Annotated in this window: 13 protein-coding genes; 8 read left to right on the top strand and 5 right to left on the bottom strand. The window is 51.4% G+C overall.

Translation table 11 applies throughout. The features are described 5' to 3' along the window. Positions 1 to 517: 517 nt before the first annotated feature. From acnA to phaR, 3 genes are all read right to left on the bottom strand, one after another. Positions 518 to 3,289 carry an aconitate hydratase AcnA gene (gene acnA / locus HY774_02835; protein MBI4747390.1) on the bottom strand — a complete coding sequence of 924 codons (2,772 nt, stop codon included), beginning with the start codon at positions 3,287 to 3,289 and terminating at the stop codon, positions 518 to 520. Between the two features lie 333 nt (positions 3,290 to 3,622). Next, positions 3,623 to 7,549 carry a protein kinase gene (locus HY774_02830; protein ID MBI4747389.1) on the bottom strand — a complete coding sequence of 1,309 codons (3,927 nt, stop codon included), beginning with the start codon at positions 7,547 to 7,549 and terminating at the stop codon, positions 3,623 to 3,625. A gap of 221 nt (positions 7,550 to 7,770) precedes the next feature. Further along, a complete protein-coding gene (gene phaR, locus HY774_02825) occupies positions 7,771 to 8,217 on the bottom strand; it encodes a polyhydroxyalkanoate synthesis repressor PhaR (GenBank protein MBI4747388.1) in 447 nt (148 codons plus the stop codon). Between the two features lie 290 nt (positions 8,218 to 8,507). Between phaR and HY774_02820 the strand changes: the two genes are divergently transcribed. The 6 genes from HY774_02820 (at position 8,508) to HY774_02795 (ending at position 16,010) form a co-directional block, all read left to right on the top strand. Next, on the top strand, positions 8,508 to 8,798 hold the full coding sequence (locus tag HY774_02820; protein ID MBI4747387.1) for a hypothetical protein: 291 nt from the start codon (positions 8,508 to 8,510) through the stop codon (positions 8,796 to 8,798). A 180-nt stretch (positions 8,799 to 8,978) separates the two neighbouring features. Continuing rightward, positions 8,979 to 9,410, top strand: coding sequence for a hypothetical protein (locus HY774_02815; GenBank protein MBI4747386.1), 432 nt, complete (start codon positions 8,979 to 8,981; stop codon positions 9,408 to 9,410). Then, complete coding sequence (locus HY774_02810; GenBank protein MBI4747385.1) at positions 9,403 to 10,629, top strand: alpha/beta fold hydrolase; 1,227 nt, start codon at positions 9,403 to 9,405, stop codon at positions 10,627 to 10,629. Before HY774_02815 ends, HY774_02810 begins: the two co-directional genes overlap by 8 nt. 76 nt (positions 10,630 to 10,705) lie before the next feature. Next, on the top strand, positions 10,706 to 11,719 hold the full coding sequence (locus tag HY774_02805; GenBank protein MBI4747384.1) for an alpha/beta fold hydrolase: 1,014 nt from the start codon (positions 10,706 to 10,708) through the stop codon (positions 11,717 to 11,719). A 219-nt stretch (positions 11,720 to 11,938) separates the two neighbouring features. Continuing rightward, positions 11,939 to 12,337: a hypothetical protein gene (locus HY774_02800; protein MBI4747383.1), complete on the top strand. Its 399-nt coding sequence runs from the start codon at positions 11,939 to 11,941 to the stop codon at positions 12,335 to 12,337. 274 nt (positions 12,338 to 12,611) lie between these two features. Further along, a complete protein-coding gene (locus HY774_02795) occupies positions 12,612 to 16,010 on the top strand; it encodes a CHAT domain-containing protein (protein ID MBI4747382.1) in 3,399 nt (1,132 codons plus the stop codon). Positions 16,011 to 16,366: 356 nt separating this feature from the next. Here HY774_02795 and HY774_02790 read toward each other — a convergent pair whose 3' ends face one another. Both HY774_02790 and HY774_02785 read right to left on the bottom strand, forming a co-directional pair. Next, positions 16,367 to 19,759 carry a hypothetical protein gene (locus tag HY774_02790; protein ID MBI4747381.1) on the bottom strand — a complete coding sequence of 1,131 codons (3,393 nt, stop codon included), beginning with the start codon at positions 19,757 to 19,759 and terminating at the stop codon, positions 16,367 to 16,369. Beyond that, the gene (locus HY774_02785; protein ID MBI4747380.1) at positions 19,668 to 20,087 is read right to left on the bottom strand and encodes a hypothetical protein; all 420 of its coding nucleotides are present in this window, start codon (positions 20,085 to 20,087) and stop codon (positions 19,668 to 19,670) included. The genes HY774_02790 and HY774_02785 overlap by 92 nt, the downstream gene beginning before the upstream one ends. Before the next feature lie 741 nt (positions 20,088 to 20,828). On the opposite strand from HY774_02785, the gene HY774_02780 reads away from it, so the two are divergent. After that, positions 20,829 to 22,286, top strand: a complete 1,458-nt coding sequence (locus HY774_02780) for a hypothetical protein (GenBank protein MBI4747379.1) — start codon at positions 20,829 to 20,831, stop codon at positions 22,284 to 22,286. Between the two features lie 183 nt (positions 22,287 to 22,469). After that, a complete protein-coding gene (locus tag HY774_02775; protein ID MBI4747378.1) occupies positions 22,470 to 23,504 on the top strand; it encodes an AAA family ATPase in 1,035 nt (344 codons plus the stop codon). Positions 23,505 to 23,669 lie beyond the last annotated feature (165 nt).

The raw sequence follows: 23,669 nt of genomic DNA, 5'->3' as shown, positions 1-23,669 counted from the left end.
AAAGTCACCCGGAGAGATCCAATTTCAGAACAGGAAACCACGAAATACACGAAATACACGAAAAAGAAATCCAAAGACTTCAATGGGTCTGAGCTTTTGTCAGGGAAAGTGCCACCGAACTCAAAAGAAAATGGCTTCGACCCAAATGAAAATCGGGAAGTTGTTTTTTAACGCTCCCTAAGGGACTGTAAAAAATCAACTTCCCGTTTTCGTTTGGGAATCAGGCATTTGGATTGAGCATCCCGGAGGGCTGCTGTTCGGATAGCCGGTCGGTTGGCTGCTTTGGGCCTACCACCGGTCACCAGGGCCACCCTCATTCTCCGCGCTTCGCCCGCGCCCCCGCAGGGGCGCAGGCGAAGCGCGGAGAATGAGGGAGAGGTTGATCCTTTTCCGGTGGTAGCTCGCAAAGCCGAGCAACCGACCGGCTATCCGAACAGCAACTCTTCGAGGTGCAAAACCCAAAGCCGAAACGTGAACGGATACTCGTGCTTCCAGGAACTTATTTTTTAACGATCTCTTAGTTCTGGTCAGCGTTGGTAACCAACTGACGCAGCACGTACGGCAAAATCCCACCGTGCAGGTAATAATCAATTTCGATTGGCGTATCAATCCGAAGCGTCACAGGAACTTCGGTTGATTCACCATTGGCGCGATGGATAACCAGCGTAACGTCCTGCTGGGGTTTCACGCCGCCTTCCAACCCGACCAGATCAAAGGTTTCAGTGCCATCGAGTTGTAATGACTGTGCATTGGTGCCGTCTTTAAACTGGCACGGCAACACACCCATTCCAACCAGATTGCTCCGGTGGATGCGTTCAAAGCTTTGCGCCACCACGGCTTTGACCCCAAGTAACCGGGTGCCTTTTGCCGCCCAGTCGCGTGAACTTCCCGTGCCGTATTCCTGTCCGGCAATCACCACAAGCGGTGTTCCGGCGGCCATATATTTCACCGCCGCATCATAAATGGCCAGTCGTTCGCCTTCCGGTTGATAAACCGTGACGCCGCCTTCAACCCCAGGCACCATCAGGTTTTTAATCCGCACGTTGGCAAATGTCCCGCGCATCATGACTTCGTGGTTTCCGCGTCGTGAACCGTAGCTGTTGAAATCGGCGACGCTCACGCCTTTGGATTGCAGATACACACCGGCTGGCGATGAAGCTTTGATCGAACCCGCCGGGCTGATGTGGTCCGTGGTGACCGAATCACCGAAAATGGCCAGCGGTCGCGCGCCGCGCAGATCAGCAAACTGACCGGCGTCCATGCCGAAGTTTTCAAAATATGGCGGCTCTTGAATGTAGGTTGATTCCGTGTCCCATTCATAGACATCGCCGACTGAACTTGGAATGTCATTCCACATTGGATTCTGCTCGGCAAAGTCTGAATAGAGCTTCCGATAGGTTTCAGGGTCCATGGCGCTACTGAGCAGGTCGCCGATTTCCTGAGACGTTGGCCAGATGTCACGCAGGTACACATTCGCACCATCGCTGCCTTTTCCAATCGGATCTTCTGAAAGATTGGTATTAACCCGGCCCGCCAGGGCAAAAGCCACCACCAGCGGCGGACTCATCAGGAAATTGGCTTTGATGTTGGGATGCACGCGGGCTTCGAAGTTCCGATTGCCGGAAAGTACGCTCGCGGCCACCAGATCATTTTTCACCACGGCGTCTTCGATAGGCTGGTCGAGTGGGCCCGAGTTTCCAATACAGGTCGTGCAGCCATAGCCAACCACGTTAAACCCAACCTGATTCAGGTACGGCTGCAATCCGGTCTTTTCCAGGTATTCCGAAACCACACGTGAACCTGGGGCCAGCGAAGTTTTCACGGCTGGGTTGACCGTCAGTCCTTTTTCGACGGCTTTTTTGGCCAAAATTCCAGCCGCCAGCATCACGCTGGGGTTTGAAGTGTTGGTGCAGGAAGTAATAGCCGCAATCAGCACATTGCCGTGCCCCACATTGACCTCGGTTTCGGCATCCACGTTGACCGGAACTGACGCCGACAACCGGTCAGCCGCCACATTAAAGCCGTTTTCCTTGACTGGTTTTTCCAGCAGGCTCTGGAATGTGGTTTTCAGATCCGTCAGGTTGATGCGATCTTGTGGGCGCTTTGGACCGGCCACGCCAGGTTGAATATCCGCCAGATCAAGGTCAAGCAGCACCGAATATTCACATTCGCCCTGCTTCGGAATGCCAAACATGCCCTGAGCGGTGTAGTAATTGCGGAATGTCTCGACGTGTTCGGGTGAACGTCCCGTCGCTAGCAAGTACTTGCAGGTTTCTTCGTCAATCGGGAAGTAGCCCATCGTCGCACCGTATTCAGGGCCCATGTTGCTGATGGTGGCCCGGTCGGTGAGCGAGAGATTGGCCGCACCTTCGCCGTGGTATTCGACAAATTTTCCGACCACTTTGGCCTTGCGAAGCATTTCCGTGACATGCAGCACCAGATCGGTGGCCGTAACGCCTTCGCGCAATCTGCCGTGCAGATGGACGCCAACCACATCCGGCGTCAGGAAGTACACCGGCTGGCCGAGCATTCCGGCTTCGGCTTCAATCCCGCCGACGCCCCACCCGACAATGCCCAAACCATTGATCATGGTGGTGTGCGAGTCAGTTCCAACCAGCGTATCCGGGTAATACACGCCTTCGCGCTCCAGAACACCTTTGGCCAGATACTCCAAATTGACCTGATGGCAAATACCAATTCCTGGTGGAATGACTTTGAAGCTCTCAAACGCCTGCATGCCCCACTTCAAGAATTGATAGCGGGCCCGATTGCGCTCAAATTCCAGCATCATGTTGAGCTGAAAGGCATCATCTGTGGCGGGAAGCCCAGACCCATTTTCTTCGGTCAGCGTTTTCAATCGGCGGGCGGCGGTCGGACCGGTATAGTCCACCTGGACTGAGTGGTCAATGACCAGGTCAACCGGGACCAGCGGCTCAATCGCCTTTGGATTTTTGTTCAACTGGCTCATGGCTGATCGCATGGCCGCCAGGTCAACCAGCAATGGAACGCCCGTGAAGTCCTGCAACAACACACGGGCCACAACAAACGGAATCTCAGCCGTCCGCTCAGCTTTGGCCTGCCAGTTTGCCAGCGTGCGGATGTCGGATTCTTTGATTTTCAGATCGTCATAATTGCGCAGGACCGACTCCAACACGATCCGAATGCTAACCGGCAATTTTGAAATGGGGCCGACCCCAGCCGCTTCGAGTGCCGGTAATGAGTAATATTTCCCTGTGCCGCCATCGCCCAGGGTGAATTCTTGCAATGAGTTAAAAAGAGTATGTGCCATAGACGTTCGTGGTTGTTTTCCCTGCTGAAAAGTTTGAAAAACAGACAGACCCCGAGCCGGCTGGCTCAGGTCCAGTGTTTTCCTGATTGGTTTGATTGCAGACTGCTGAAATGAAGGAAAAGCGGAAACATTGCCCGGCGATTGTGTCACATTTTTGGGCCCTGGGAAACACTTTGAAGTTCCGGGTTCCGGGTTCCGGGTTTTCGAAGAATATCACCTTGTCACCCTGTCCCCTTGTCCCTTTGTCACCTTGTCATCCTGCCACTCTGTCACCCTGTCACCCTGTCACCTTGTCACCCTGTCACCCTGTCACCTTGTCACCCTGTCACCCTGTCACCTTGTCACCGTATCATCCGAGTCAGGTAACTTGACCGAGTCCACCACAGTTTCCGCATTGCCTGGATTGGCCGCAACGGTTTCGGCATCCGAAAATCCATCCGGTTTTTGGGCGAGGAACCGTGGCAGAGTGTCAGCCACAGTTGGACTACTACCAGAAGCATCTAAACTCAAGGGTTTGGTTTGAGGTTCATCAACCGATATTCCGGTTGGAAGGTTGGAAAACTGCTCAATGGTTGGCATTCCGGTTTTGGTGGTTGGGGGAGTTTTATGAATGCCACGGCCACCACCCTTCGACAGATGGCTCAAATCTACCCCAAAGGCTTTGACAAATTCGGTGGCCAACTCACTGGCGCTAATTCGAATGCCCGGATCTTTGGTTAATGCTTTGAGCACCACCGTTTCGACGGCTTCAGGAAGGTCGGGGACAAATTTGCGCATTGATGGTGGTTGATGGTTGATATGAGCCAGAACCACTTCCATCAAATTGCCATCGTGAAGAAACGGAGGCCGTCCGCACAACATTTGATAGAGCACCACGCCGACACTGTACACATCTGATTTCCCGTCGTAAGGCCGCCCGGTCAGGCGTTCAGGGGCCATGTAGGTTGGTGTTCCAATAATCCCGCCAGCTTCGGTCAGAGTTTGGATATCACCCTCTTTGTTGTTACCAACCAGTTTGGCAATACCAAAATCAACCACTTTGACGGCTTCACCTTCCGGTCCCTGGTGCAAAAAGATGTTATCCGGTTTGATATCACGGTGGATAATCCCAGCCGCGTGCGCCACCACCAGCACGTCACACACTGGGACAATAATTTGGGCGCATCGAAGGAGCGAAAGTCGTCCCAATGTTTGTAATTCTTTGGTCAGGGTATGACCGGTCAACAATTCCATGACCAGGTAGGCAATGCCGTTTTCAGAAATCCCTGAATCCAGTACTGAAACCGCATTGGGATGGTTGATTCGACAGGCGGAAACTCCTTCCAATCGAAACCGTTCGAGGCTTTCGGCAGAGGCATTTCCAGCCAGCGGTTGAAATACTTTGACCGCAATCGGTTTTTGAAGCCCCAAATGGATACCACGATAGACAGCCCCAAATCCTCCAGCGCCGATTTTGTCTTCGAGCCGATATTTGTTGTCGAGCACGGTGCCGGGTAAGGCTTCCTGCAGGGCAGAAAAGATTCGGTTCGCACGCCGATGGGATTCGATCAGTTCTTCTTTAGAACGGATCAATTCCTCGTTCTTTTGTTTCAAATCAGTGACAAAACGATCCAGCTCTTTGTTTTTGGCTTCGATTTCACGTTTTGAACTCTCAACCTCCGTCAATGCCTTCGAAATGGCCTCGTTTTTGGTATCGAGTTCGCGATTTTTTTCCTCAAGCTGGGTGGTTCGTTTGGCCACTTCTCGTTCAAGCTGCTCGGTCCGAAGCCGCAACTGCCGAACCCGCAACCGAACCCCGGTATATCCAAATCCAGCCAGGCCAACAACATATAACCCAACGGCCCACCACGTTTGCCAGAGCGGAGGCTTTACCCGAAACGCAATGCTGACCGGACCACTCACATTCCCTTGATGGTCTTTTCCCCAAACCTGAAACGTGTACCAACCTGGAGGCAAGGTCGGATACTCACGGATATATTTGGTCGTCCAGACTGTCGGCTCAGCTTCGAGGCCAATCAATTGGGTCTGGTAGGTACAATCGGATTCACGAAAAAAACTCAACAGGGCGAATTCAAAGAAAACCGAGTTTTCAACGTACCGAAGTTCCATTCCTGGCGTGAGCAGACTGGCTTTCTCCATTTTCCCATCGCGGAGGAATTTCGCCTGCTCAAGAAACAATGGATCTTTCAGATTGGTTGAAACTTCCATCCTTGGATTCAAGGCCGCTAAACCGTCCACAGTCCCGACCCAGAGCCGCCCTTTCTGGTCAAAACTGGCCGCATTCTGATTGGCATCATTGCTTGGAAGCCCATCATCGGTGGTAAATGAGGTGATTTTAAAATCTGCTGGTTTAAAAGCCGTGGAGGAACGTGGCTCCAATCGGATCACCCCCCGATTGGTACACAGGTACACCTGGGAATAGGCATCCATCAACACCTGGTTGATATTGTGGTTGGGGAGTTTTGGCTCCGATGTTTCACTGAGGACCTGCCAGGCACTTTGCACCTGATCCAACTCACGCCAGGCAAGCCCGGAATTGGTGCCAACCCACAAAATTTTTCGTCCATCTGATCGTTTGGTAACCACCAGACTTTGAACAATTCCTTCTGGGAACCCTGTCCCATGTGGCAACAATCCCCAGACATTGTTTTCCAGAATGGCAATTTCAGAACCAACACCGGCCAGGGCAATACCTTTTCCGTCTGGAGTTTCGGTTTGGGTAAAACACGTGACAATGGTTTTCGGGAGTGACTCAACCAGTGAAATCACTTTTCCCCGGAGCGTGGCCATTCCTTGCTGAGTTCCAACCCACAAGATCGGTTCACCGGCTGGATCGCTGGTTTGCAAGAAACTCAAAACGGATGGATGCGGCAGGCCCTCCCTGGTTCCAAATGAGGTCACCTGACCATTTTCAATCCGGCTCATGCCATTCGCCGTTCCGGCCCAGATTGCCTTTGAGCCGAATTTTGCTGGAGCTTCATACAGCATCAACACCCGATCATCAGCCAGTCCATTTTCAGTTGTGATTCGGGACCACCCCTGACGATCCAGCACGCCAATTCCATTGCCAAAAGTCCCGGCCCAGAGGACAGTTGCCCCCTGACTGTTTTCGGTTGTCAGAACTGAGTAAACATTCGAATTCGGTACCCCATTCCGGGCATCTATATACCGCCACTTGCCAAAGTCAAAGCTGGTCAATCCGGCGCCGTTCAAGCCAATCCAAAGTGCATGATTTGGCTCGCGAGGGTTGACCTTGAGGCACAGCACGGCATTGCTTGGAAGGCCAATCTGTTCGTTTCTGAGTCGCCAGACTCCATCACTGAAGCGGGCAATGCCGCCACCATTGGTTCCAGCCCAGAGCACCTCGGTTCCACCTTTTTCAGTGGTTTTCATCAGGGCCGTCACATCAAGGTTTGGAAGCCCTTCCTTTAACCCAAAGACTGACCAGGTTCCATCTGAGGCTAACCGGCAGACACCAGCATTCGTACCAACCCAAACCACCAACTGGCCGGTTTCATCCTGGGTTTCTAACATTGCAGTCACGGTGCTCAACGGTGGAGAAAGCGGAAAATTCGGAATCGGCTTCCAGGTCTGGCCGTCGAGATAGGCCAGCCCGCTGGTTGTACCAGCCCACACAGTTGGCTTTCCAGTCAGGAATTTGAGTTCCGCCAGGCTGGTTATGGTTTCGGAAGGAAGCCCGGTATTGGGTTTGAGTGCAGTCCACTGCTCGCCTTGATAAAAAGCACACCCTTGAGCAGTTCCAACCCAAATTGTTGCGGCACCGGATTCCGATTTTGTCTCAATCAGGGCAGTAATGGCTTGTGACGTCACCCCCAGTTCGGTTGTAAATACCTTCCACTCGCCATTTTTCAACCGTGAAAGCCCGGCATTGGTCGAGCCAAACCACATGCTGCCATCCGAAGCAGCCAGCATTGCCTTGATGTGGTTGGACTTCGTTTTGGTCGGCAGATGAACCGCCGTCCAGGAGTGCCCATTGTAGCGTGCCGCGCCATCCGTGGTCCCAACCCATAAATATCCCTGTTGATCAAATTCAATACAATTGATCTGGGTTTGGTAAAGCCCGTTCTTGTGATTAAACACCCGAAAAGAAATCTGGCATTGATCATATGGATCAAAGGTGGTCGCCACCGGGGATTTGGCCCGAGACCGATTGAGTGTCTGGGCCAATCCACTGGTCTGAGGTAGAAACACCAGCCAGCCAAAACACACGATGAGAAGAAAGATCACAATACGCTTCATGGGCAGGAACTCTTTTTGTCAGTACCACCTGTGTAAGCAGGTGGGTTTGAGGACGATGACAACGCTTGAAAAAAAATCCTTCTGTAAATTTTTCCGTGATGGGTTTCTTTGGAACAAGCTGAAACCATGAGTTTCCAATTCATCGAATCCATCACGGAAAAATTTACAGAAAGAAAAAAATTGGAACTCACCCGCTTACGCAGGTGGTACTGACAAGGGCTTTACTCTTCGGGATCTTTGCGTTTGCCCCCTGGAGGCTGAAAAAATGATTCCCACATTTGGGGCGAACCAGGGCTCAGTTCAATCCAGTCGCGGAACCGGCGGTCAAATTCCTGTTTGGTTTTTAAGTAGGCTTCAAAGGTGGCCGAAAGATAATTTTGGAAGAAATCCTGGACGGATTTTTCCTGATAGCGGATGAGCTGGAACAAAAACGGCAAGGGGAGAATGTTTTTGTTGTTTTTTTCTTCTTCGAGGATGATTTGTGTGAGAATCACTTTGGTGATGTCTTCTTTTGTTTTAGAATCCACCACCTGAATGTCTCGTCCGCTTTGAATCAATGCAATTAAATCCTGAAAATTGACATAGCTTCCCGTTTCGGTGTTGTAGAGCCGACGGTTGCCATAACGTTTGATGAGGACCCGGTCTGATTCAGAATGTTTGCGAGGCATAGTGCTCGCAATCTAGTACAGGTGCAACAATGCCGTCAATGGGAACTGCAGCGATCCCTAACTTTTTCAGTGCTTTACAAACTTCTCGCAGTTGCGAGCTATTTCTCGACATTTTTCGATTGAATTTCGCCTCATATCCTCATTTTTATAAAATTTTAAAAAATTAAACAACTCATAGTAAATGACTTAATAAATTTATCTCGCAACTGCGAAAAAAGCTATTGACAACACCTTTTCTGGTGCCTATTCTCCGGGCCATCACAACTTACTTTTTCGGAGGATTTGACACCATGGCTACAGCAACCCAATCAAAATCATCTTCAGTTCTTTCAACCCTGAATGCGTTTTCTGAACTTCCCCGCGAAGCCGCTTTGGCGACCTTCCGGGCCACTGTCGCGTCTCAGGATGCTTCCACCAAAATGGTGCGCAGCCTGATTGATGCCAGCCTGGCCAACCAGGAAGCCGCCAACCGCTTTGCCAAGGACTATTTGACCAGCGTCTATTCCGCACAGGTGGAATGGATGAAAAAATCAACGGAGATTGCGGAAAAGGTGCTCACCGCGTCGCCGTCACTGGACTGAGCACCCAACTCACAGCCGAGACAGCCGGCAAAATGAAGAATTGCAGGAATGAAGAATTGAGAATTGAGAATGTAGAAACATAGCGGCTAAAATCAGTTTCTTCATTCTTCATTCTTCATTCTTCATTCTTCATTCGGTTTGTTGTTTTCGGCTTTTTCAGAGGAGGAAAGGGAATCTCATATGCCACGCAAAACGTCACCCAAAGAAGCAGCACCGGCGGCCAAAGCACCTGGCAAAAAACTTGCGATGCCAGACCCAACCCATCTGGTCAAAGAAGTCACTGAACAAATCTGGAAACAGACCGAGGATTTTTGGGGACAGATGACCCGGAATCCAGCATTTTTATCAGCGATGTCAACCGCGATGGAACAATCGCATGCACTGACTGGGCGGGTTCAAGAGCTGGTTTCACAGTCCATGAAATCAATGAACATGGTCACCCGCGACGACATTCAGGCAGTGATTCGCCGACTGGATGCCCTTTCCGAACAACTTTCCGACTTAAACGACAAACTCGACGAACTCACGCCGCAACCTGCCCCTGCGCCAAAGCCCGCTGCCAAACCAACGGCAACCACTCCAGCTCGACGGACGAAAAAAGCCAGTGACTAACGCTGTATTCAGCTACGCGAGAGAATCATTCGAAGCCTGGCAATGGCATGCCGACGCCATGTATCAGCAGTGGATGAAAAATCCGCTGCTGATCAATGCCGTCCGTAACAACCAGGACCAGATGCTGCAAACCTATGCCCTGAGCCGACACTGGTCTGAGCAGTTGTTTGGCACCAGGTCGCTCCTGGAATCAACGCTTCAGACATTGAATCAGGCAAACCGGGCGGTAATCCCGATTGCGGCGACCCCTCATCAGGTCGTGTATGAAGAAGACCGGTTGCGGGTATTGCGCTTTCAACCCCGCAAACCAAAAGAATTTAGAATCCCGCTTCTCATTGTCAATTCACTGGTGAACCGGTATTACCTGCTCGATTTGACACCGGGACGGAGCCTGATCGAATACCTCACCCATCTGGGATTTGATGTCTATTCGATTGATTGGGGAACTCCACTTGATGAAGACTGGACCTTAACGCTGGAAGATTTTGTGTGCCGGTATATTCCCAACTGTGTTGCGGCGGTTCAAAAGTGTTCCGGCTCCAGGCAAGTTAGTATTTTGGGGTATTCGATGGGCGGTGTGCTGTCATTGATGTACAGTGCGCTCTATCCAAGCCAGGTTGCCAATCTGGTGCTGTTTGCCACGCCGGTTGATTTTTCGCAGGCTGGTGTGATTCACCACTGGATCAACCAGGATACTTTTAACCTGGACCGATTGATTGAGACCTGTGGCAACGTTCCTGGCGAACTGATTCTGGCTTCCTTCCGCACCCTTAAACCCATCAGCAACCTGACCCTGGGGATCAACTTTGCGCAGTATGTCACTGATCCCGAGCATTTTCGGGCACTTCTGGCGGTTGAAACCTGGTTTAATGACTGTGTGGCAATCCCTGGTGAATTTTACCGTCAGTTTGTCAAAGCGACCTATTACCGAAACAGTCTGGTTCGGGGCAAACTCAAATTCAAAGGTCAACCAGTGAATCTCGAAAATATCACCTGCCCGATCCTGAATGTCTGTGGTGACAAAGATCAGGTGGTGCCGCCCGAATGTTCGTCCGTGCTGGGGGACCTGGTTGGAAGCGATGAGTATCACGAAGTCGTCTTTCCATTTGGCCATCTTTCGATGTCAGTGGGAACCGGCGCTAAAACCTCGGTCTGGCCCAAAACCGCTGACTGGCTGATGGAAAAATCGGTCAATCGGGGTTCAGGGTTCGGGGTTTAAAAAAGAAATAAAGGACGAAAAGGACGAAAAGGACGAAAGTTTAAAAACCCTGAACCCTGAACCCTGAACCCTCCTTATGTTTGACTTTCTCAAACTCTCAGAAATGCTCTCTCAGATATCACAACCGCCCGAGGTTGCCCAAACTCCCTCGAAAGTCGTGTATCGTGAAAACAAGCTCCGGGTCCTCTACTACCTGCCGCGAGTCAAAAAAACGTATTCGATACCGATTCTCATCGTTAACTCATTGATCAATAAGTATTATATCCTTGATTTGATGCCAGGGAAAAGTTACGTCGAGTTCCTGGCCAATCAAGGATTTCGCGTCTATATGATTGATTGGGGTGAGCCCGACGACCACGATTCCGACCTCACGCTCGAAGACCATATCCATAAATATCTGGTCAATATCACGCGAGCGGTTCTGCAACACTCTGGCGCCGAGCAACTCTCAATGATTGGCTACTGTATGGGCGGGACGATGGCGCTGATGTATGCCGCTTTCCATCAACAATTTCTCAACAACCTGATCCTGCTGGCGACACCGGTTGATTTCCATAATGACTCGCTGCTCAGTACCTGGGCACAACCCGAGTATTTTGATGTGGACCAATTTATTGACCGCCATGGCAATGCCCCGGTCGAAATTCTGAAAAGCACGTTCATGATGCTCAAACCCACCAAGAACGTCACCAAATATGTCCACCTGGCCGAAAACCTTCATAATGAAGAATATGTCAAAATGTTTCAGGCGTTTGACTACTGGGTCAACGACGCAGTCGCGGTTCCAGGCGAGACATTTCGCAAGTTCGTCAAAGATACCTATCAACAAAACCTGCTTCGCCAGAACAAAATGAAGCTTGGCCGAAAACTCATCAAGCTTAAAAATGTGACCTGTCCCTTGCTCAATGTGGTGGCCGAACATGACGACATCGTTCCGCTCAGTTCGTCAACCGTGGTGATGGATCTGGTTGGCAGCCAGGAAAAGGAAGAACTTCGTGTGAAAGGCGGTCACCACGGGATTTCAGTTGGTCCGGGTGCCATCAAGCTTGTCTGGCCCAAAACCGTGGAATGGCTTGCCAACCGTGAGTGAGACAAAGAACCCCAAAGAAGCAGAGGACACCATTTTGGAATTGAATCCTCACACCAGGAAGAAGTCAAGTAATTCAATAAAATGAACTTAACGAACGACTGACGACTGACGACTGACGACAAACTACTATAAAGATTGACTCGTGCTCACGGGTAGGATATATGGCGAAGTACTGCGGAGCATTTTGGTTACCCACCCCATACAACTCGGAGCACATTCATGGCGAATCACCCAATTCAAGATACCGACCCTCCCCCATTTACATTTACAATTCCACAAATGGGGAGTTACACAACTGCATCAGGTACATTGACTTGCAACTATCCGGGCTACATTGTCTCAACCATCAAGGTTTATATGAATGATGTCCTCATCGGCAACATTCCACCGGATCAGACCGACCCGCTTGATTACTCTGGCGAAACCCTTCCGATTACAGTTGAACTTCAGGTGAAGCTCAAACCCATCGCCCCGCCCGGAACCACCGTGGAATATTCCGACCAGGAAGATCCAGGTCCGGAACCAGACCAGTTGCTCAACACGGTTTCAATCGAAAAGAAAGTTCCAGGACTCCCACCTGTTACAGACCTGCTCTATTGTTTATCAACTCTCACCTGACCCAGGTTTAAGGCAAAGACGACAAGTATTTTGTCTCATCAATCACCGTCGTCTTTCAGAAAAAGGTTCAGAGTATCGTCTGATGGAAAGCGTGTTTCCCGTCAAATCCCTGCATCTAACCTCACGCCTGAAGACGATACTCTGAACTTCTTTCGTTGTTTGAAAACCACCCCCTCTGCCTCCGCCATCGAATTGCAATATAAAGCTGAAATACTTCCCTCGTTCACTCACTCCACACTAGAGACTCAAAAAATCCTTAAGGAACATTTCGTGTATGCCGAGCTGTCTTTGTCGTCAGGTTTGTCTTTTTTTTCTTGGTCTGCTGCTGATACAGGACGCTATGGGTCAGGTACAGGCCCAACACCAGGCTACAACTGGTCATCTCGGTGTGATAGCGGCTCAGGATCAGGAGATTGAAGCTCTCGTTGCTCAAGTTGAGCAACTTCGCCAGGCTGGAAAATATGACCTGGCCCTGCCACTGGCTCAACTCGCAGTTGAAAAAAGCGAAAAACTCCTTGGGTCTGAGCATCCACTTTTTGCGACCAGTCTCAGCCTCCTGGCTGAAATCTATCGAGGGAAAGGCGATTACGCTCAGGCTGAACCCTTGTACCAGAGGTCGCTCAAAATCAGAGAAACAATTTTTGGAGCCGAGCACCCGGAAGTTGCCGTTAGTCTTAACAATTTAGGCGTACTCTATCAACTCAAAGGCGACCTGGCTCAGGCGGAGCCATTGTTGGTCAAAGCCCTCGCTATGAGAGAAACTGTATTAGGCCCTGACCATCTGGATGTGGCACAAAGCCTCAATAATCTGGCGAAGCTTTATAAAGACAAAGGGGACTATGGTCGGGCTGAACCGTTGCTGGTCAAAGCAGTCGCAATTTATGAAAAAGCCATGGGCACTACTCCCCCTGATATCGCCACTTTTGGAGCCGAGCATCCGGAAGTTGCCATCAGTCTCAGCAATCTAGGCGTACTCTATCAACTCAAAGGCGACCTGGCTCAGGCGGAGCCGTTGTTTATCAAAGCCCTCACCATGAGAGAAACTGTATTAGGCCCTGACCATCTGGATGTGGCACACAGCCTCAATAATCTGGCGACGCTTTATAAAGACAAAGGGGATTATGGTCGGGCTGAACCGTTGCTGGTCAAAGCAGTCGCAATTTATGAGAAAGCCCTCGGTGCCACTCACCCCGATGTCGCCACCAGTCTGAATAATCTGGCCACAATCTACCTGGATAAAGGCGATTACGTCCGGGCTGAGGCGTTATCGGTCCGCGCCTTGACGATTTTTGAGAGTGCCTTTGGCGCCAACCATCCAATTGTGGCTCAAAACCTGCACAATCTGGCTGAGTTGTATCGCGCCAAAGGTGACTATGCCCGGGCAGAACCACTGTTGGTGAGGTCGCTTGCTATTTTTGAGAAAGCTTTAGGACCAGAACACCCCTATGTTGCCTATAGTCTCAACAATTTGGCGTTGATCTGTTATTTCAAAGGTGATTACACGCGAGCCGAGCCGCTCTATGGGAGAGCACTGGCAATTTTTGAGAAAACATTGGGGGCAGATCACCCCAATGTCGCCCATACGCTCAACTGCCTGGCATTACTGTACAATGAAAAAGAGGAGTATGCCCGCGCGGCGCCGCTATACGAGCGATCACTGGCCATTTCCGAGAAGGCACTGGGCGCCGATCACCCGGAAGTTGCTTACAGTCTGAATAATGTGGGAATGGTCTATACGTCCAAAGGTGACTATACCCAGGCCGAACCTTTGTTTGTCAGAGCGCTGGCAATCTATGAAAAGGTATTGGGGGCCGACCACCGGTCCGTGGCCTACACCCTCAATAACCTCGCGATTCTCCACAAAAAAAAGGGCGATTTTGCCCAGGCGGAGTCGCTCTTTGTGAAATCGGCGATGATTCGGGAAAAGGCATTGGGATCGGACCACCGTGATGTGGCCCAAAGCTTCACCAGCCTGGCCGGTGTGTTTCTGATCAAAAACGATGTCAATCAGGCGGTGCTGTATCAATCACGCGCCAATGAAGTGAGCGAACGCGATCTGGCCCGAAATCTCGTTTCAGGATCCGAGCGCCAAAAGTTGCTCTATCTCAAACAGACGGCAAAAAATACCGATATCACGCTTTCACTCAATGTGCAGTCGGCACCACAGAACTCAGATGCCCTCAAGGCTGCATTGACTGTCGTGTTGCGGCGCAAAGGACGGGCACTAGACGCACTGACATCCCAAATTGAAACCTTGCGCCGCCAGCAAGATCCACAGACCCAGAAATTGCTGGATGACTACGCCGGCCTGGTTGGGCAAATTTCGGTTCTGACGCTCCGTGGTCCTGAAAAGAAAAAACCAGACGAACATCTGGCTTTCTTGCGCTCGATGGAAGAACAAAAAGAAGCACTGGAAAACGAAATCGGGCAACGAAGCAAGGAATTTCAAGTGCAGACGGTCTCCATCACCGTGGAAGAAGTCCAAAAGTTGATCCCACCGGAGGCGGTCCTGGTTGAATATGCTGTGTATCAGCCCTATGACCCCAAGACCGAACAGTTTGGAACTCCACGGTATGTGGCCTATGCCCTCAATCATCAGGGAACCATCAATGTTGCCGATTTGGGGGAAACCAAACCAATTGACCAGCTTGTGACCCGGTTCCGCCAGACGCTGAGCCAACCAAAAACCAAAATTGGAGGCGACATAAAGCCTGTCGCCCACGCGCTTGACCGGTTGGTCATGCAGCCTGTCCGAACACTGGTCGGGGCAGCCACCCATTTGCTCATTTCGCCGGATGGGGCATTGAGTCTCATCCCGTTTGCGGCCCTGGTGGATGATAAAGGAACGTACCTGCTTGAAAGTTATCGGCTCACCTACTTGACCAGCGGACGAGATTTGTTGCGGCTGACGGTGAAAATTGAAAGCTGGAGACCGCCACTCATTATGGCTGACCCGGATTATTCAGATGGGTTGGGTCCGATTCTGGTGGGCAAGCAATACGCCCCACTCTCCCGGCTCTTTGGAACCAAAATGGAGGCGATGTCCTTAAAAAATCTCTTCCCTGACGCTGATCTCAAAATGCAGGATGACGCCACGAAACAAGCTCTCAAAAATGTGCAACGACCCGAGATTCTCCATATCGCCACCCACGGGCGTTTTTTAGACAACAAGCCACAAGCCTTGCCCCGAAAAGCCACGGCTAAGGCTCCCCTTGATGCGGAAAAACTCAAAGTTGAAAACCCGCTCCTGCGGTCATGGCTGTTTTTTGCCGGTGCCAACCGGGGAGGAAATACTGAAGGCGATGGCACCATGACGGCACTTGAAGCCGCCCAGCTTGATTTGTGGGGTACCAAACTGGTCGTTTTGTCAGCCTGTGAAACCGCCGTCGGAGAAACCAAAACCGGTGACGGCGTCTATGGCCTGCGGCGGGCGCTGGTGTTGGCTGGAAGTGAAGCCCAATTGATGAGTCTGTGGTCGGTTTCGGATCGTGGTACGCGGGAGTTGATGATCGAATATTACACCCGGCTCAAGGCTGGCGAAGGTCGGAGCGATGCCCTGCGCAATGTACAACTCAAAATGCTGACTGACCCGAAACGAAGACACCCTTACTACTGGGCCTCGTTCATCCAATCAGGCGAATGGGCAAATTTAGCCGGGCAACGGAAAAATTAGGGTTCAGGGTTCGGGGTTCGGGGTTCGGGGTTCGGGGTTCGGGGTTCGGGGTTCGGGGTTCGGGGTTCGGGGTTCGGGGTTCGGGGTTCGGGGTTCGGGGTTTTCGAAGGTTTGCTCTGTTTTCGTCCTTTCCATCCCTTTTGTCCTTTTCGTCCTTTTTTCTCATCCAAAACTGTAGTCCCTCCCAAAAAGAAAACAGGTGGTGAGCCGAAGCTCAACCACCTGCTTTTGCCTGGGGGCTAATCGGAAAATCATACCAATTTGCAATGGAGCCTTCAGATTAGAAAATAGTCAAATAATTCAATCAAATCGAGTTAGTGAACTACTGACTACTAACTACTGACTACAAACTGATATTACTTAATCTTGCTTGGTGACCGGAAGAGCCCAATCTGGGTTCCAACGCCGCCAAATGGGTCGCCAACCTTCGCCCAGGTGACACCATCCACGGTTGCCACGATGCGGTTGTTGGCAGTGTCGCTGACAACCAGGGCGATGCCATTGAGTGGCCCACCATTGAACCCGGCAATCGTCACACCTTCCGGTGCTCGAACCTGACCCAGGGAAGAGCCAATTGAGGCCATGACCAGGGCTGGTCCTGGAACGCCGCCGACAAATTGCAGGATCCGGTTGTTGCCCTTATCGGCCACAAACACGTTTCCGGCATCGTCCAGCGCCACACCTTCCGGATTGCGAACCTGACTCAACCCTGACCCAACCGAAGCCAAAGTCGAAACGGTCGGAGTCGCATCGGCACCGGTGAGCTTGAGAATCCGGCTGTTGTTGTGATCAGTGACAAAGAGGTTGAAATCTTTGTCAATCGCCAGGCCACGGGGGCTGCTGACAAAATTGGTCGCGGTTAACGGAACACCTGTTCCTGGAACACCACCGTTAAAGCGCAAAATGCGGTTGTTCAGAGTATCCGACACATACAGGTTCCCCAGTGTGTCTAAAACCAGACCTTGTGGACCTTTCACCTGATTCAACGAAGTACCGAACCCGGCAAAAAGCATCCAGGTCACACCACCATCCAGCGAATATTGAATCCGGTTGTTTCCAGTATCGGCCACATAGAGCGCCTGGCCGTCTGGACTGGCGGCAACGGCCTCGGGCAGGCGGAACTGACCAATGAGGGAACCGGTGCCTCCGGTTCCAACCACCGACCAGGTCGTTCCATCAAATTTCTGGATGCGGTTGTTAGAGGTATCGGCCACATACAGCAGCGCGTTTTGAACGCTTGAAGCGTCAAAGGCCACCACGAGCGGATCGTGGTCTGACAGCCGTTCTGACCGGTTGAAATCGTTTCGGAAGGTTGGACCTTCTGGGAAATCCGAATTGTTCCGGCCATGGTTGATGCGGACAAAATCATCAAGGAGATTTGGCGTTACCAGCGCGTGGTCGAGTGTCTGAGCGTGGCCGCCAAAGACAAAGGAATAGCGTTCCGCCGGATCTTCAAAATCAATCAGGTTGGTCAAATCAGGGTTCACGAGATCCGGGCTGCTGGCGGTCACCATTGAGGCTGGCGTCGGCGTTCCCTTGATGGTTCCAATTGAATCCACAAATCCATCGTTGAACTGGAAGGCGTTAAAATCGCCAACCAGGATAATGCGTTCACCCGGATTGGCATCAATCCGCGCCTGAACCAGATTGGCCGTATATTCAGCCTGGGCTTTGCGCTTGGCTCGGACACGTTCACCACCTGTTGGCCAGCCATTCGGACCTGCTGCCGTGCTGTTGATTCCATTCAAGGAGCGCAGGTGATTGTTGATCACGGTAATTTTATAGTTGGTCGCTTTTACACGAGCTTCCAGCACCAGTGATGGACGGTCATTTAACGGATCCGTTGTGGTATCAGGATTGACCAGAACTTCGTCCAGTCCTTCCTGGGTCACATTCAAAATTTCAATCTTGGATTTGTTGACCAAAAACCCGACGTCAATGCCGCCAACGTCATTTCCTTCTTCAAGAAACGCCGAGTACAACCCAGGCTGGTCAAGGTCACTGTTGATCTTGTTGGCAATGTCGGTCAGAACCTCAATGTTTTCGACTTCCTGGAAGCCAATGATGTCTGGCGAGTTCATCACATTGCGCACCATCAACGACAGTTTGTTTAACCGGCCTTGATAGGCAGTCATGGTCAGCACAGGCTCATCAATTTCGCCTGTCGGATCACCAGATTCATCATCCGCCACGTCATTAAAGAAGCGTTGCAGATTAGCCGAACCAATCGTCAATTCGTTTGGACCTGGAATTGGAACTGGAATCGCCGCACAATCATTGTTGGTAATGGTGCGGGCACCAGGATCAGGCAACAGGGTATATGCCCGGAAGTCGTAATAGAGCGGCCCGGTCAGGTTTGAAACGATGGCACCGGTGCAGACTTCGATTGGCGGCAAGGCGCCCATCTGACCTTCACTATCCACCCGAATCCGTTCCTGATTACCGTCCCAGCGTGGAAGCGGCGGAATGGTAAATCCAGGTGGGGCTGGCTCTGGGTCTTCGATCCCCGGTTCACGGAATGGACGTGGTGTCCCATCGTTGATCACAGCCGCAAACACGCCCGTATTGCTTGAACCCACCGTTGACGAAGTCGCATTTGACTCAGTCAAAAACCCGGCGGTTGGAGCACACACTTTCAGTGATGCGAATGTAACCCGCATGCTTTCATATTTTTCCAGTTGATCAACTGGACCCGCCCCATTGATTGACGAAATGGCAATCGGGGTTGGCAGTGGGTTTCCAGTGGAAAGCTGCATCACCATCGGGCTGGTCAACTGAGTCACCGAAAGCTGGAATGGGTCAGCCGATGGGGTAAATTCAGTCACCGTTCCAGTGACCCGAACTTTATTCCCAACGGCAGCGGTTCCCGGCGGGGCCGTATTGGTAAAGACAAATATCCCTTGCGATGTATCGGGATCTGCGTCAATGAAAGCGTCTTCGGTCTGAAGGAAAAAGCCATTGTTAAAGCGGATCGCAGTCACAATGCCTTCAGTCGTCACCGAACCTGTCAGCGGTGATGTATTCCCTGGACCCTGAATCATGTGGATTGGAATCACCTGGACAACTGTAACCGTGATATTACAGGTTGCCATTTGGGATTCATTGTTGGTGTAAGTGATGGTTACCGGGTAAGTTCCAGCGGCAGTCGCGGCTGAAACCGTCAAAACGGCAGTTAAGGTGCCGCCATCTGTACCCGCAGCAACAATGCTGCCCAGTGTAATTCCTGGAACAGGTGTACTTGTAATCGAAGCACCATTCACAATACTGTCTGAGTCGGTGGCACTTACCATCGCCGTCGTGCCAACCCCGAAATCAGCCGAAACAGTGGTTGGGCAAGTGGGCACAATTGGCGCATTCACTGCACCGCACCCGAATGTCTGACTGTTGTTTACGGCGCCAGGTGTCGCTGTCGCCGGGCTGACCCAGGTAAAGCTCTCGTAGCACACCCCAGTGCCCATTAACTGAAGCGACATCCCTACTGCTTCTGACCCATTTTCGCTCACGCCAATATCCACGCTGGTCATGCCATTGGCTGGACCGTTGGTTGCAGTGAAAGATCCTTCATAACTCAAGAACTGCACCACCACACTTGATGGATTCACCAATGCAATTCCATCAGGTGGTCCATTCTGAATCCCGTTTGTTGGATAAGATAAACTAATCGTTCCAAAGCCATTTGACTGATTGGGAATCATTCCGGTCAAAGCATCGGTGTCGTAAGTCACTCCACCTGAGCCGTTGTACAGCACAATGGTCCATCCGGTCAGATCGGTTCCGGCGGGTCCGGCGACTTCTATTGCTTCTCCCGGTGTCGTAAGTCACTCCACCTGAGCCGTTGTACAGCACAATGGTCCATCCGGTCAGATCGGTTCCGGCGGGTCCGGCGACTTCTATTGCTTCTCCAGCATCCGTCCCAGTGTTGTCATAGTGAATTTCATTGATGAAAACCGGTGTTGTTGCTGCTTTTACAAGTCTGGGCTGAAACACGGTCTTTGGCGATATATACAGCCCCATCAATACCAAAAACATTAATACTGGCGACCATATCCGACGATATGGCGATTTGAAAACGTGCATAATTCCCCCGTTAAACCGTGAAAGTCCAAGCCCCGAACCACAAGCACCCTGTCAAGCCAATGAAGGGAACATTGGCCTCGCGAGTGCTGTGCTGAAGGAGTACAGCCCCCTTGAAGCGAAGTCGGGTTGGTTCTCGAAACCTGAAGAAATGAAATAAGTTGGTGAAAATAGAAGGTGGAGATGTAGGAAAGAGTTTGAGGTTCAATACATCCCTTGACGAACCGCCTCTTTTAACATACTGCCCCAAGCGGTGCAACCTGTTACTGTAAATCCCTGGATTGATTGAAGTAGCCAGTTAAATTTGTCCTAGAGATAAAACAACTCCTTGAGTGAAAAGCTGGAACAAAATGAGTTCTGATGTGTCAATAGAGGGCAATTGAAAGTGAAACAAGACCGGAAGCTGTATCTTATGGAGAGTGGTTACAACACTCTTACACCCGTGTTACCGAAAAACGAACGAGTGTTCAACCTGCAGCTTAACCCCATAACAGTCAATTTTGTGAGTTGAAAAGTGTTGCTATTTTTTGCGGCTCACCGCAGCATGCGGCAACAATTCCAATCATGAGGGCCTGGGACTGAAAACTTCGGGCTGAAGACTTCAGGCTGAAGACTTCGGGCTCAGGGTATTGAACCCGTTTTCTTCAGCCCCGAGCTTGCGAGTCTTTCTGCCCCAAGCCCTCAGCCCTGGTTTTTTGAGCTTGCGAGTCTTCAGCCCACGTTCTTCAAGAAAGGTCGTCTGTAATGCCTGTCACTCCTTTGCCAAAGCGTTCGCTGTTTCCTTCTGTCTATGAGCACGAACTGACCAGTTTTGGGCATCAACTTGCGCGAGTTCTCTTCCTGAAATATGCCCTGCTCTTTTTGACCATCTGGACTTTTGGATATGGGATTCTGGTGCTGGCGATTCGGGTGGCGGCGTCACACCTGCCACGCACCTGGCTGGCCTGGGGGCTGCTTGGGGTGATTCCCGTACTGATTGCCGCCGTAGTGGCGGCCCGAAAGCAAATCCCTCCGATTGAAAAGCTCCGGGCAGTGCTTGACCGCGAAAGCGCCTGCGGCGGATTGCTGATGGCCTCGCACGAAACCAAACTTGAAGGCTGGGACGGGTATGTTCCCCGCCTGACTTTGCCCCAGGTTGCCTGGGAAGGTCAGCGCGTCCTTTCCATGTGTGGAATTGGACTGGTCTTTCTGGCCGCAAGTTTTTTGGTGCCGATTTCTTCAACCGTGCTGGGGATGAATCAGTCGCTCGACGTTGGAAAAGAGGTCTCTCAACTCAATGAACAAATTGAAACCTTGAAAGAAGAAAAGCTGATTGACGAACCCAAAGCCGAGGCTCTCGAAGAACAACTTTCCAAGATCCAGCAGGAAGCCAAAGGTGACGACCCGGCGAAAACCCTCGAAGCCATTGACCACCTGGATGAAAATCTGAAAAAGACGGCCCAGGAAGCCGCCGAAAAAGATGTTCAGGCAACCGAGCGACTTTCACAGCAGGAAGCACTGGCTGAAACGCTCTCCAAGGAAGGCAGCCAGATGGATGATCAACTGCTGGCTGAAGCCACTGAAGAACTGGCCGAAATGGCAAAGGAATCGCTTGGGGAAAACGCCCCGGAATCACAGGCGCTCAACCAACAACTTTCCCAGAACCTGAAAAAAGCCCTCGACTCAGGCAAACTTACCCCGGAAGAACTCAAAGAACTCGCGAAAGCATTGAAAAACAGCAAGCAAAGTCTGGCTGACCAGCTTAAAAAATTGAAAGAGTCAGGTCTGATTGACCAGAAAACCCTTTCCCAATGTGAAAAAGCCGGCCAGTGCAACAGTCAGGGGTTAAAGGACTTTTTGGAGAAAAATAAAGGCGAAGGGAAAGGTAACGGCTCAGGGAAATCGGTCAAGGAATCAATGAAGGAGTGGGGACGCGGTGGAACATCGCGTGGACGCGGTGATGCCCCGATGTCCTGGACCGAAGGCACCAACGAAGACGGTGCGAAATTTAAAGAACAAACGCTGCCGTCCAATTCGCTCAACCCGGAAGACAGCCAGATGATTGGTCTGAGCGTCAGCGAACCCAAAATCGAAAATGCTGGCCCACAAACCGGCGGCGCCCTGGCTGGTTCAAATGCCGGCAATGCCTCAGCCAACACCCAAAAGATCCTTCCCCGCCACAAAGGCGCGGTCAAACGCTATTTCGAGCGCAAAAACGAGTAGTCTCAAGGAGGGTTCAGGGTTCGGGGTTCGGGGTTTAGAAAGGACAAAAAGGACACAAGGGACACAAAAGACCAAAAGGACGAAACTTCTAAACCCTGACTCCTGGTTTTTATCCTGAACCCTGAACCCCGAACCCCGAACCCTGGTTTTCATCCTGAACCCCGAACCCCGAACCCTGAACCTATGTCCTTTACACTCTTACAACCTGATGAATTGGCGCCAGCCGTCAAACTGGCGGAGAAAGTTCTTTCCGAACTCGATCAAATCTTGCTGGGCCGGACCGAATTGCATCGCCTGGTTCTGGTCGGCATTTTCAGCCGGGGGCATATTTTGCTCGAAGGGCTTCCGGGTGTTGGAAAAACCGCGCTGGTCAAAGCGCTTGGCCAGTTACTCAATCTCAATTTCAAGCGGGTGCAATTCACGCCGGACCTGATGCCAGGTGATATTTTAGGATCGCATATTTTGCAGGATGCGGCGGATGGAACACGGGATATGGTGTTTCATCAAGGCCCAATTTTTACCAATATTCTACTGGCTGACGAAATCAACCGCGCCTCGCCTAAAACGCAATCAGCACTCCTGGAAGCCATGCAAGAACAAGCGGTCACACTGCTGGGCAACACCCGCGCGCTCCCAGACCCGTTTTTTGTCCTCGCCTCACAAAACCCAATTGAACTCGAAGGAACTTATCCACTGCCTGAAGCCCAGCTTGACCGGTTTATGTTCAAGCTGATGGTTTCTCAGGTGGATGTCGAATCCATTGATCGCATCATCTCCACCCGTCGTCGGGGTTCGCCTCCGGTTCCAACCTGGGCCCTGTCAGAACTTGAACTCAAACAGATTTTTTCGGTGCTGGAACATATTTTTCTGCCGCGACCGGTGTCGCGTTATATTTCCCGACTGGTCGCGGCAACACACCCCAAAGGCGAAGAAGCACCCGAAGAAGTCCAGAATTATGTGGCCTATGGCGCCTCACCGCGTGCCGCAATTGCGATTGCCGAAGCCGCCCGTGCCGTCGCACTCCTCAATGGACGGCCCACGGTTGGTTTTGAAGATGTTCGTCAGGTAGTTTCAGCCGTTCTCAATCATCGCCTTATCTTAAATTACAAAGCACGGTTCGATCAGGTTGATGTGTTTCAGGTGATTGACCGGCTTCTGGCTAAGGTTGATGAAACCGGCTTACATTTACCGGCGGATGTTTCAATTCGCCGAGCCTGAACCGAATAAAGAGGTGGTTAGTGGTTAGGGAGTCGGATGGAAATATCATACCACCAGGGTTCAGGGTTCAGGGTTCAGGGTTCAGGGTTCAGGGCCAGATACTCCACGTTGAGTGGTACCCGCCAGTTCCCCAGTCTTCATCTTGAGTGGGATCAGTCAACTCAT

The sequence above is a fragment of the Acidobacteriota bacterium genome, from assembly GCA_016208495.1.
Lineage (GTDB): Bacteria > Acidobacteriota > Blastocatellia > Chloracidobacteriales > Chloracidobacteriaceae > JACQXX01.
The sequence above is the reverse complement of the archived record's forward strand: the minus strand, read 5'-3'. Positions and strand labels throughout refer to the sequence as shown.

What these genes read in the sequence shown, in the direction of transcription:
- HY774_02775 (MBI4747378.1), top strand. Translation starts at nt 22,470, where the DNA reads ATGTCCTTTACACTCTTACAACCTGATGAATTGGCGCCAGCCGTCAAA.
- acnA (MBI4747390.1), bottom strand. Translation starts at nt 3,289, where the DNA reads ATGGCACATACTCTTTTTAACTCATTGCAAGAATTCACCCTGGGCGAT.
- HY774_02800 (MBI4747383.1), top strand. Translation starts at nt 11,939, where the DNA reads ATGGCGAATCACCCAATTCAAGATACCGACCCTCCCCCATTTACATTT.
- HY774_02815 (MBI4747386.1), top strand. Translation starts at nt 8,979, where the DNA reads ATGCCACGCAAAACGTCACCCAAAGAAGCAGCACCGGCGGCCAAAGCA.
- HY774_02780 (MBI4747379.1), top strand. Translation starts at nt 20,829, where the DNA reads ATGCCTGTCACTCCTTTGCCAAAGCGTTCGCTGTTTCCTTCTGTCTAT.
- HY774_02785 (MBI4747380.1), bottom strand. Translation starts at nt 20,087, where the DNA reads ATGCACGTTTTCAAATCGCCATATCGTCGGATATGGTCGCCAGTATTA.
- HY774_02805 (MBI4747384.1), top strand. Translation starts at nt 10,706, where the DNA reads ATGTTTGACTTTCTCAAACTCTCAGAAATGCTCTCTCAGATATCACAA.
- HY774_02830 (MBI4747389.1), bottom strand. Translation starts at nt 7,549, where the DNA reads ATGAAGCGTATTGTGATCTTTCTTCTCATCGTGTGTTTTGGCTGGCTG.
- HY774_02795 (MBI4747382.1), top strand. Translation starts at nt 12,612, where the DNA reads ATGCCGAGCTGTCTTTGTCGTCAGGTTTGTCTTTTTTTTCTTGGTCTG.
- phaR (MBI4747388.1), bottom strand. Translation starts at nt 8,217, where the DNA reads ATGCCTCGCAAACATTCTGAATCAGACCGGGTCCTCATCAAACGTTAT.
- HY774_02820 (MBI4747387.1), top strand. Translation starts at nt 8,508, where the DNA reads ATGGCTACAGCAACCCAATCAAAATCATCTTCAGTTCTTTCAACCCTG.